The 11,080-nt window shown below is 56.7% G+C and carries 13 protein-coding genes; 3 read left to right on the forward strand and 10 right to left on the reverse strand.

Annotated elements, in window-relative coordinates; all coding sequences use genetic code 11:
* The 4 genes from VNZ60_RS12925 to petA form a co-directional block, all read right to left on the reverse strand.
* Window positions 1–106 (reverse strand): glutaredoxin domain-containing protein (locus tag VNZ60_RS12925; RefSeq protein WP_325659762.1); only part of this gene is annotated, 106 nt, incomplete at its 3' end.
* Window positions 107–190: 84 nt separating this feature from the next.
* Window positions 191–973: a cytochrome c1 gene (locus tag VNZ60_RS12930; RefSeq protein ID WP_325659743.1), complete on the reverse strand. Its 783-nt coding sequence runs from the start codon at window positions 971–973 to the stop codon at window positions 191–193.
* 29 nt (window positions 974–1,002) lie between these two features.
* Window positions 1,003–2,409 (reverse strand): cytochrome b, encoded by a 1,407-nt coding sequence (locus VNZ60_RS12935; RefSeq protein WP_325659764.1) that lies wholly within the window; start codon window positions 2,407–2,409, stop codon window positions 1,003–1,005.
* Window positions 2,409–3,029 (reverse strand): ubiquinol-cytochrome c reductase iron-sulfur subunit, encoded by a 621-nt coding sequence (gene petA, locus VNZ60_RS12940; RefSeq protein ID WP_325659745.1) that lies wholly within the window; start codon window positions 3,027–3,029, stop codon window positions 2,409–2,411. Before petA ends, VNZ60_RS12935 begins: the two co-directional genes overlap by 1 nt.
* Window positions 3,030–3,323: 294 nt before the next feature.
* Here petA and mscL point away from each other — a divergent pair, with 294 nt between their 5' ends.
* From mscL to VNZ60_RS12955, 3 genes are all read left to right on the forward strand, one after another.
* Window positions 3,324–3,734, forward strand: a complete 411-nt coding sequence (gene mscL, locus VNZ60_RS12945) for a large conductance mechanosensitive channel protein MscL (RefSeq protein WP_325659747.1) — start codon at window positions 3,324–3,326, stop codon at window positions 3,732–3,734.
* Between the two features lie 219 nt (window positions 3,735–3,953).
* A complete protein-coding gene (locus VNZ60_RS12950; protein WP_325659749.1) occupies window positions 3,954–4,553 on the forward strand; it encodes an RNA polymerase sigma factor in 600 nt (199 codons plus the stop codon).
* On the forward strand, window positions 4,553–5,287 hold the full coding sequence (locus VNZ60_RS12955) for an anti-sigma factor (protein WP_325659750.1): 735 nt from the start codon (window positions 4,553–4,555) through the stop codon (window positions 5,285–5,287). Before VNZ60_RS12950 ends, VNZ60_RS12955 begins: the two co-directional genes overlap by 1 nt.
* 72 nt (window positions 5,288–5,359) lie before the next feature.
* Here VNZ60_RS12955 and VNZ60_RS12960 read toward each other — a convergent pair whose 3' ends face one another.
* From VNZ60_RS12960 to VNZ60_RS12985, 6 genes are all read right to left on the reverse strand, one after another.
* Window positions 5,360–6,526: a phospholipase D-like domain-containing protein gene (locus VNZ60_RS12960; protein WP_325659752.1), complete on the reverse strand. Its 1,167-nt coding sequence runs from the start codon at window positions 6,524–6,526 to the stop codon at window positions 5,360–5,362.
* A gap of 85 nt (window positions 6,527–6,611) precedes the next feature.
* A complete protein-coding gene (locus tag VNZ60_RS12965; RefSeq protein WP_325659754.1) occupies window positions 6,612–7,418 on the reverse strand; it encodes an endonuclease/exonuclease/phosphatase family protein in 807 nt (268 codons plus the stop codon).
* Between the two features lie 21 nt (window positions 7,419–7,439).
* Complete coding sequence (gene nudB / locus VNZ60_RS12970; RefSeq protein ID WP_325659756.1) at window positions 7,440–7,910, reverse strand: dihydroneopterin triphosphate diphosphatase; 471 nt, start codon at window positions 7,908–7,910, stop codon at window positions 7,440–7,442.
* A gap of 151 nt (window positions 7,911–8,061) precedes the next feature.
* Window positions 8,062–9,864: an aspartate--tRNA ligase gene (gene aspS / locus VNZ60_RS12975; RefSeq protein ID WP_325659758.1), complete on the reverse strand. Its 1,803-nt coding sequence runs from the start codon at window positions 9,862–9,864 to the stop codon at window positions 8,062–8,064.
* Window positions 9,865–9,974: 110 nt separating this feature from the next.
* The gene (locus VNZ60_RS12980) at window positions 9,975–10,625 is read right to left on the reverse strand and encodes a DUF502 domain-containing protein (RefSeq protein ID WP_325659760.1); all 651 of its coding nucleotides are present in this window, start codon (window positions 10,623–10,625) and stop codon (window positions 9,975–9,977) included.
* Between the two features lie 72 nt (window positions 10,626–10,697).
* A complete protein-coding gene (locus tag VNZ60_RS12985; protein WP_325659766.1) occupies window positions 10,698–11,045 on the reverse strand; it encodes an FmdB family zinc ribbon protein in 348 nt (115 codons plus the stop codon).
* Between the last annotated feature and the right edge of the window lie 35 nt (window positions 11,046–11,080).

Here is an 11,080-nt window from a genome sequence, read left to right on the forward strand (position 1 = left end):
TGAACAAGTCGACATCGCGAATTTCAAAGTCCATGCCTTTCTCGAACAGAACGAGACGGCAGCGTTGTGAAAATGGGCAGGTTGTACCCGAATAGAGAACCATCATTTTTATAGTTCCTTAGAAACAAAAGGGTGAGACCCGATACGGCTCACCCCAAAACGCATACCCGCAAAATCGCGGGCATGAAAACTACTTGACGTCTTTCCAGTATGACGCATTGAGACGCCATGCCAGAACGAAGAACATGCCGAGGAACAGCAGAACCCAGACGCCGAGGCGCTTGCGGGTATTCTGAGCAGGCTCGCCCATCCATGCAAGATAGGACACCAGATCGGCAACGGCAACATCGTATTCGACCTTGTTCATCTTGCCCGGCTTGACTTGCTCGAAACCGGCAAACTTGTGTTCGGTCTTGCCCTCTTCGTGCGGATCTTTCACGTCTTCGTATTTGGCAGTACGAATTCCTTCCAGTTCCCACAAAACGTGCGGCATGCCGACGTTAGGGAAGACCATGTTGTTCCAGCCGGTTGGACGGCTGTCATCTTTGTAGAAAGTACGCAGATAGGTGTACAGCCAGTCAGGGCCGCTGCCGGCGCCGGATGACTTGGCGCGGGCAATCACCGACAGATCCGGTGGTGTAGCGCCGAACCATTCCTTGCCGTCTTTCGGCGCCATCGCAATGGTCATCAGGCCGCCCACTTTATCGCTGGTGAACAACAGGTTGTTCTTGATCTGCTCTTCGCTCAGGCCGATATCCTGCAAACGGTTGTAACGCATGGATGCTGCGGCGTGACAGTTCAGGCAGTAATTCACAAACAGCTTGGCGCCGTTTTGCAGCGCCGACAGGTTATTGCCCTGTTCCGGCGCGCGATCCAGCGGGTAACCGCCTTCTTCGTTAGCAAAGGCAAGCGCCGGTAGCAGCACTAGAGTCGCCATCAATTTTTTTATCAACGCACTTTTTAGCAATGTCATGTTCTTATCCTCTGGCTTAGTGCGGGTGCTTAGTGTGGATGATAGACAACACGGTCCGGCACTGGCTTGAATGTACCTGCGGCGCTCCACCATGGCATCAACAGGAAGAAGCCGAAGTAGATAAAGGTGCAAACCTTCGACACATAGCCGCCGATCGCCGATGGCGGTTGCACGCCAAGGTAACCGAGCACTACGAAGGTAATCCCAAACAGGATGTAGATATATTTGTGCCAGCTTGGACGATAGCGGATCGACTTGACCTTGGAGTGATCCAACCAAGGCAGGCCGGCCAGGATCATGACCGAGACGCCCATCAGCACGACGCCGAAGAACTTGGCGTCGAATATGAACATGGCGCCGATGATGGCCAGGCCGACGACAGTGGCGGCGATCTTGACCACGCTGCTCAGGCTGGATTTCAGCCACAGCAGCGCGACAAAGGCCGCAACGCCGGCTTGCAGGTAAACGATGAAATCCGAAGTGACCGCGCGCAAGATCGAATAGTAAGGCGTGAAATACCAGACCGGTGCGATATGCGGTGGCGTCTTCAGCGAATCGGCCGGGACGAAGTTGTTGTACTCAAGGAAGTAGCCGCCCATTTCCGGGCCGAAGAACACCACGGCGCTGAAGACGATCAGGAATACCGCAACCGCCATCACGTCATGCACCGAGTAGTAAGGATGGAAAGGCACGCCATCCAGCGGCACGCCCTTGGCATCCAGTTTTTCCTTGATTTCAACGCCGTCGGGATTGTTCGAACCGACTTCGTGCAAGGCGATGATGTGGGCAACCACCAGGCCGATCAGTACCAGCGGAATCGCGATCACGTGGAACGAGAAGAAGCGGTTCAGGGTAGCGTCGGAGACCACGTAGTCGCCGCGGATCCACAGCGACAGGTCAGGACCGATGAAAGGAATCGCACCGAACAGGTTGACGATAACCTGCGCGCCCCAATACGACATCTGGCCCCAAGGCAGCAGATAGCCCATAAACGCTTCGCCCATCAGGCACAGGAAAATGCCGACGCCGAACAGCCACACCAGCTCACGCGGTTTGCGATACGAACCGTACAGAAGGCCGCGCACCATGTGCAGGTAGACCACGATGAAGAAAGCCGAAGCGCCGGTCGAGTGCATGTAGCGCACCAGCCAGCCCCAGGACACATCGCGCATGATGTATTCGACCGAGGCGAACGCCAGGGTGGCGTCAGGCTTGTAATGCATGACCAGGAAAATCCCGGTGACGATCTGTATCACCAGCACCAGCAGCGCCAGCGAACCGAAGGCGTACCAGAAGTTGAAATTCTTCGGTGCGTAATATTCGGACAGATGCGCTTTCCAGGTCGATGTCAGCGGGAAACGCGCATCAACCCAGTTCAGGGCCTTGTCGGCGATAGGAGCATCGGCCGGCAGCTGTTTTTCGTGGAATGCCATGATTAAGCCTCACCTTTCTCGTCTTTACCAATGATGATCTTGGTATCCGACAGGTACATATAACGTGGCACGTCGAGGTTGTTTGGGGCTGGTTTGTTCTTGAAAACGCGGCCGGCCAGATCGAAGGTTGAACCGTGGCAAGGGCAGAGGAAGCCGCCTTCCCAATTATCAGGCAGTGAAGGCTGAGGGCCGGGCGTGAATTTGTTTGATGGCGAACAGCCCAGATGCGGACAAATCCCAACCAGCACCAGCGTATCCTCGTGGCCAGCGTGGCCGCGATTATTCGACTTGTTCTTGCAATAATCGGGCAAGTCCATGGTGTACGGCTTGAGCGACTCCGGGTCGGCCAGTTCGGCGGTGGTTTTTTCCAGGCTCTTCATTTGCTCCGGTGTACGTTTCATAATCCACACCGGCTTGCCGCGCCATTCAAATACGTGCATCTCTCCGGGTTTAATGCCAGAAATATCAACTTCCACTGGTGCTCCCGCGGCTTTTGCGCGTTCGGAAGGCTGAAAGGTGGAGACAAATGCCCCCGCCGTCGCCAGACCAGCTACGCCGCCCGCCGCACATGTAGCCACGAGCAAACCACGTCGACCGGAATCGACCTGCTTTTCGATACTCATACCAACCCCAATCAGTCAAAATACGAAACTTGCACGGAACTTCTAGCAACCCTAGATTATATCGAAGCTAAGGCCTGTTTTAAAGGAAATACATGCAGCCACGTACAAAATCAGCTAAATCTATAGAAACTGCTGTTAAATTTGGGACAATTCCCATCAGGAACCCACTCTTGCACTGCAGCAAGCATCCATAAGGGGACGGGAAATAACAAGAATTGACAAATTTATCCTTTTAATCCGGTCGCGATCGCAGTATCTTCCCGAATATCAACATTAATACGGAGAATCAGCGCCATGAGCATGATGCAGGAATTCAAGACCTTTGCACTCAAAGGCAACGTGATGGATCTGGCGGTCGGCGTGATTATCGGCGGCGCGTTCGGCAAGATCGTCGACTCTTTGGTGCAGGACATCATCATGCCGGTGGTTGGCAAGATTTTCGGCGGTCTTGATTTTGCCAATCACTACTTTCCTTTGAATGGCCAAAGTACTGAATTGACGCTGGCGGAGGCGAAAAAAGCGGGCGCTGTGCTGGCTTATGGCAACTTCATCACGATCGCGTTGAATTTCGTCATCCTGGCCTTCGTGATTTTCCAGATGGTCCGCATTATCAACAAATTGCGGGGCGAACAACCGCCTGCGCCGGCGCCCGATCCGGAAAATACCGTATTGCTGCGTGAAATCCGCGACTCTCTGAAAAAGTAGCATTTACCTGCCTGCCCCGATGCATAAAAGCCCGCCACCTTATAGCGGGCTTTTTACTTGAACGTGGCCGAAACCGACAAGGCCCGGCTGTTGCAGCGGCAGTTACCATGCGCTAATCTGTGGCATAAGCAGCTTGATTCTGTAACAACATAATCGCCATTCGCTTATTTATTCCAACTGAGCTACTCCAACTGAGCAACAGCGGCAGCCGAGGTCCATATGAAGGAAGCCGAATTGCCATCTAAAGACTTGCAGCCGGAACAACTGAAAATCTGGCTGGCTGCAGTCGTGCGCAAGGATCCCCTCGCCTTTCGCGCACTCTATGATGCGACCGGGCCGAAACTGTTCGGCTTCGCGCTGCGTATACTAGTTAAGCGCGAATGGGCAGAAGAGGTGCTGCAGGAAAGCTTCATCAATATCTGGAACAACGCCGACAGCTACCAGGCCAGCCTGGCGGCGCCCATGACCTGGATCACCACCATCGTCCGCAACAAGGCATTCGATTTTTTACGGCGCACGGACAACGCCGTCGAGATCGATGCCGACACATTTGACAAGGAAGTCATGGATGCTATGGAAAGCACCGCCGCGACACCGCTGGAGGCGCTGCAGCTGAGCGGCGATGCCAAGGCGCTGGCGGCTTGCCTGGCGCGCCTGGAAGCCATGCATCGGCAGGCTATCGCCCTGGCTTTTTATCACGACCTCTCGCATAGCGAAGTGGCAGCGCAGATGCAGCTGCCGATCGGCACCGTCAAGAGCTGGATCCGGCGCGGGCTGGCGAGTTTGAAAAACTGCCTTGGCAAACTCGGGAGCGCCTGATGGAGATTCAGCGTAATCCTGATCTGGTGGATAAACTGGCGGCCGAATACGTGATCGGCACGCTACGCGGCGGTGCGCGCCGGCGTTTTGAAGGCCTGCTGCGCCGTCACGCCGAGTTGCGCCAGGCTGTCGCCGAATGGCAGGATCGCTTGCAGCCGATGGCGGAACTGGTGTCGCCGGCGCAGTCGTCGACACAGCCGCCGGCCGCTATCTGGCCGGCAATCGAAGCCAAGCTCGGGTTACACAGCAAACCGCAGTCCAAACGCCTAAGCTGGTTTGAATTGCGTGAAGACTTGAGTTTCTGGCGCGGCCTCGGCCTGTTCTCGACCACCGCCGCGATCATCCTCACCACGCTGCTGCTCTCCAAACAAGAATTGTCGGTACCCGTGACGCCGGTGACTTCGTATATCGCGATGCTGAGCAACGATCAGGCGCGGCCGATTGCCGTGGTCACCGGCGATGCGCAAAATGGCCAGTTGCAAGTCAAGTTGCTTGCACCGCAGCCGATTGCAGCCGACAAGAGTCTGCAGTTGTGGGCTGTGCCGAAAGACGGGCCGCCGCGTTCGCTGGGCTTGCTGGCGGCGGATGGCAGCGTCACCCTGGTGCTGCCGGATAACGCCACGCCGCAAACCGTGCCGCTGCTGGCGGTGACACTGGAGCCGAAAGGCGGATCGCCGGATCCCAAGGGGCCGACCGGTCCTATCGTGTTCAAGGGTTCCTGGCTTCAGATATAGCGGCGGCTCTGGCTGCAGACCAGAGCGTAGCTGCGCATCGCGGTCTGTTTTCAGTCTATTGTCAGTCGCTTATCAGCGCTCGCCGTTACCGATAGTGATAATCCGCATCAGGAAACGATACAAGAAAAAAGCCGCGTCATGCCATGCGCGCGCGCGCCAGGACTGATTCTGAAATGCGCTGACGGATATCGGCTCGCCCTCGGCGATCCCGCTTTCTATCTGCAGCCGCAGCGCACGCGAAAAATCGGCGTCCCTGATCACCACGTTCGCCTCCTGGTTCACCAGCAGGCTCAGACCGTCAAAATTGCTGGAGCCGACGGTGGCCCATTCGTCATCGACCACCGCCACTTTTGCATGCAAGGCGGTTTTCCGGTACTCGACAATCTTGACGCCCGCCTTCAGCAGCTTCGGATAATAGGAATGGCTGACTGCATCCTGCAGGCGGAATTGCCCTACCCCCAGCAGCAAGGTGACCTCGACGCCCCGCCGCGCAGCCTCTTCCAGCCCGCGCCGCAATTTCCGGCTCGGGGCAAAATACGGGCTAGTCAGCAAAGCGCTTTGGCGGGCATGGCCGAGGGCGTGCAAATAGGCGCGCTGGATCGTGCGGCGATTACGCAGATTGTCGCGCAACACCAGACCTGCCAGGGCCGGCCCATGTGCTGCGCCGTTGCTGATGGCGCGGCGACGTTTGAACTGCTGCAAACGGGCCAGCAGTTTCATCTCGCCCAGACGCATCCATTGCGCCTCCAGTTCCGCATGAATCGTGTTCACCAACGCGCCGCTGATACTCACTGCGAAATCCCAGCGCGGCGCCGGCAAAGGTAAACGCTGATCGTCGTCGGAAACCATATCGTCGATGATATTCAAGCCACCGATAAAACTGATCTGGCGGTCAACCACGCACAGCTTGCGATGCATTCTTGCCACGCCGCGCCGAAACCAGGGATTGAAAGCGCGATACATCACGCCGCTTGCCAGAAATTCCTGCTGCAGCGAGATCGAGCGCTGGCGGCCGGTGCCGAGCCAGTCGGCAATCACTCTTACCGCCACGCCGCGCTGCACTGCGCGGCTTAGCGCTTGCTGCACCAGCTGCGCCGTGTCGTCGTCGGCGAAGATATAGGTTTCCAGATAGATTTCGACGCGGGCAGCGTCGATGGCGGCAATCAGCGCCGGAAAAAAAGCAGCGCCGTTATGCAACAGCGCTATGTGGTTATCTGCGCTAAAAGTTACCGCGCGCATGCAATAGTGAAGACCCGAAGTATGGGGAGAGATGGCATCTGGCTGGTCTTTCTGAGGTCATGGCAAAAGGTAGCGCTGCCTGCAATTATCGCAATTTGAGAGTCGCCACGATAGGCGCATGATCCGACAATTTTGCCCATTCCGCGCCATGCAGGACTTCCGCAGATTCTACCGTAAAGCCACGCAAATAAATCCGATCCAGACGCAACCAGGGAAAGGCGGCGGGAAAAGTCCGCGCCGGTTTCAACTTTGGGGTACGCCCTATCAGTTGCCGCAAGTAAGAGCCGACGCCCTGCATCACGCCCTGGGTGGCAAGCCGTTCGTCGAAAATTTCCGCGACATCGAGCCGCGCTCTCAGCAACTCGCTCAAACGATTGCCCCAGTCGTTGAAATCGCCGGCAATGATCAGCGGCGCCCCGGGCGGCGAAGAGCTGCGCACCGCTTCGATCAGGGCCGCAGTCTGACGCCGCCGGCCGCCGCCGAACAAACCCAGATGCACCACATAACAATGGATATCGCCGCTCTCGGTTTTCAGTACGCAATGCAAGATGCCGCGCGCCTCGTAGGCATGATCGGATACATCCTGATTGCTTTGCGAGCCGATTTCAAAGCGGCTCAGCAAGGCATTGCCGTGATGGCCGTGGTCGTACACTGCGTTCATGCCGTAGGCGGCGTGATGCGAGTCGCCGGCGAGGTAATCATGCTGCGGCTGATCCGGCCAGTGCGCCGCATGGCGCGCCGCCATCAAATCATGCCGGCCCTGCACTTCCTGCAGGAAAAACACGTCGGCCTCCATTCGCGCCAAGGCCTGCTTCAATGCATGCACACGCGGCCGGCTGCCCAGCGCCGACAAGCCTTTGTGGATGTTGTAAGTTGCAATGCGCAGTTTCATGGATCTCTTCGGTGATGCAAACTACTTGCTGATCTTGATCTGGTGAGGCAGTTGCAGGATCGCTTCGGCGTTCGACGGTGAAAAACACAAATCAGCCGCCTCGCGATAGGGCAACCACTGGTACTGCAGGTGTTCGCGCGGCGCCAGCGTGATCGGGATCGCGGCGGGCACCAGCAGGCCAAACACATGCTCGGTATTTTTTGTCACGCCCGGCGCATAACGATGACGCCAGACCGGGTAAATCTCATATACATTGGCAAGCCGCCAATCACTCAGGTGGGTAAGCGGCACCGCCCCGGATCCATTGCCGACCACAATCCCGGTTTCTTCCTGTACTTCGCGGATCGCAGTAGCGTCCAACGCCTCATCCGGGAAATCCTTGGAGCCCGTTACCGATTGCCAGTAATCCGGTTTGTCGGTTCGCTCCATCATCAAGACCTGGAGATCTTCCGTATAGATGACAACTAGAACCGATTCGGGAATTTTATACATGCAAATAGGCAAAAATAATCAGTAGAAACGCCGTCGTTTCCGCCGTTGTTTTATAAAGCATCACTATAAACCGGTTTTGACCATCCATAAAAAAAGCGCGGAAAACCGCGCTTTTCTTTTGATACTTCCCGGTTATCGTCGACCGCCGAAATTAAACCACTTTCGCTTCAGGCATACGCAAACGGATATGCAATTCTTTCAATTGCTTTTCGTCGACAGCTGACGGTGCCTGCGTCAACAGACATTGGGCGCGCTGGGTTTTCGGGAAGGCGATGACGTCGCGAATCGATTCGGCGCCGCACATCATGGTGACGATACGATCCAGGCCGAACGCCAGGCCGCCATGCGGAGGTGCACCATATTGCAGAGCGTCTAGCAGGAAGCCGAACTTGAGTTGCGCTTCTTCGGCGTCGATCTTCAGAGCGCGGAATACCTTGCTCTGCACATCGGCGCGGTGGATACGGATCGAACCGCCGCCCAGTTCCCAGCCGTTCAAGACCATGTCGTAGGCCTTGGCAATTGCCTTGCCTGGATCGGTCTCGATAAAGTCTTCGTGGCCGTCTTTTGGCGAAGTGAACGGATGATGCAAGGCGTTCCAGCGATCGCCGTCTTCATCGTATTCAAACATCGGGAAATCGACCACCCACAATGGACGCCAGGTATCGTCGAACAAGCCGGCTTTCTTGCCGAACTCGCTATGGCCGATTTTCACGCGCAAGGCGCCGATGGCGTCGTTGACTACCTTGGCCTTGTCGGCGCCGAAGAAAATCAGGTCGCCGTCTTCAGCGCCGGTTTGCTCGATGATTTGCGCCAGCGCTGCATCGTGCAGGTTCTTGACGATAGGCGATTGCAAACCGTCGCGGCCCTTGGCTTTTTCGTTGATCTTGATGTAAGCCAGGCCCTTGGCGCCATAGATCGCGACAAACTGGGTGTAAGCATCGATTTCGGAACGCGGCATGGCGGCGCCGCCTGGCACCCGCAAGCCGACCACGCGGCCGTTGTCCATATTGGCGGCGCCGGCGAACACCTTGAAATCGACGTCTTTCATCACTGCGGTCAGATCGGTGAAGGCGAGCTTGACGCGCATGTCCGGCTTGTCCGAACCGTACAGCGCCATCGCAGTGGCGAAATCCATCACCGGGAACGGGTCAGGCAGGTCGATATCCAGCGCGTTCTTGAATACCAGGCGGATCATGCCTTCGAACATGTCGCGGATTTCCTGTTCCGACATGAAGGAAGTTTCGCAGTCGATCTGGGTGAATTCAGGCTGGCGGTCAGCGCGCAGATCTTCGTCGCGGAAGCATTTGACGATCTGGTAGTAACGATCGAAGTTGGCCACCATCAGCAATTGCTTGAATAATTGCGGCGATTGCGGCAGCGCAAAGAACTGGCCGGCGTTGACGCGCGACGGCACCAGGTAATCGCGGGCGCCTTCCGGGGTCGACTTGGTCAGCATCGGTGTTTCGATATCGATGAAACCATGAGCGTCGAGGAACTTGCGCACTTCCATCGTCACCTTGTAACGCAGGCGCAGGTTGTTTTGCATTTGCGGACGACGCAGATCCAGCACGCGATGTGTCAGGCGGGTGGTTTCCGAGAGGTTGTCGTCGTCCAGCTGGAACGGCGGCGTGACCGACGGGTTCAGCACTTCCAGGTCATGCGCCAGCACTTCGATCTTGCCGGATTTCAGATTGCTGTTGCCGGTACCGTCCGGGCGCAAACGCACCACGCCGGTAATACGCAGGCAGAATTCATTGCGCACTGCTTCCGCGTTCTTGAATACTTCGGCACGGTCCGGATCGCACACCACTTGCACCAGGCCTTCGCGGTCGCGCAGGTCGATGAAAATAACGCCGCCATGATCGCGACGACGATGCACCCAGCCGCACAGGCTGACGGTTTGGCCGAGGAGTGCCTCAGTAGTGAGGCCGCAGTATTGGGTTCGCATGGACATATTCAGTTTTTCGCAGTTCAGATGTTGTAGATATTAATTTTATGACTAAGGCTGTAGATCAGTATATAAGCGCGGCCGTTGTGGCAATCGTCAATCCTAAATGGTCAATCTTAATTACCGCCTGCTACGCCGCTGCCTGGCGGCGTATCAATCACCAGCTTTTTCCCGGGCTGCTGCTCAGGTGCGACCACTCCCATCGACACGATGTACTTCAAGGCTTCATCGACGCTCATGTCGAGTTCGACGGTGTCTGCGCGCGGCAGCATCAGGAAGAAACCGGAAGTCGGGTTGGGTGTGGTCGGCACATACACGCTGACATAATCGCCGGACAGATGGTTTTTTACGTCGCCGCCCGGCACCCCGGTGAGGAAGGCGATGGTCCACGATCCCTGGCGCGGGTATTGCACCAGCAAGGCTTTGCGGAAGGCGTTGCCGGACGATGAAAACAAGGTGTCCGATACTTGCTTGACGCTGGAATAGATCGAGCTGACCACCGGAATCCGGGTCAGCACGGCTTCCCATATCGAGACGATCTGGCGGCCGATAAAATTACGCGTCGCCAGGCCAGTCAGGAAAATCACAAGCAGGGTCAGGATCGTGCCCAGACCGGGAATATCATGCCCCAGCAATGCTTTTGGCCGCCATTGTTCAGGCAGCAGCAGCAATGACTGATCCATCGTGCCAATGATCAGATTCAGCACCCACAGCGTAATTGCCAGGGGTACTAAAACCAGCAGACCGGTGATGAAATATTTACGCATGGCTTTCTTTGTCGGACAACACGTACCAGGTACGTGCGCCTGGTGGCAACTTGCTGAATTACTTGGATGACATTAGGTCGCTGCAGTAGGTGTACTGCCGGCGCTGCTGGCAGCCGGCGCAGTGGTGCTGGCGGCAGGCGCTGCAGCGGCTGCAGTGGTCGCAGCGGCAGCGGTGCTGCCTGCTGCTGCCGGCTCAGCCGGGTTTGCAGCGTTTGCCGGCGGCACCGTCGCACCTGCGCCACCACGGAAATCGGTGACATACCAGCCAGTGCCCTTGAGCTGGAAACCAGCCGCAGTCACTTGCTTCTTGAACGCGGCTTTGCTGCAGGACGGGCAAACCGTCAGCGGCTCATCGGACATCTTTTGCAGCACATCTTTGGCAAAACCACAGGCTTCGCAGCGATACGCATAAATCGGCATGGTGAAACTCCGCAAATATCTTACAAAACCCTGAA

The sequence above is a fragment of the Collimonas sp. genome, from assembly GCF_035566375.1.
Lineage (GTDB): Bacteria > Pseudomonadota > Gammaproteobacteria > Burkholderiales > Burkholderiaceae_D > Collimonas.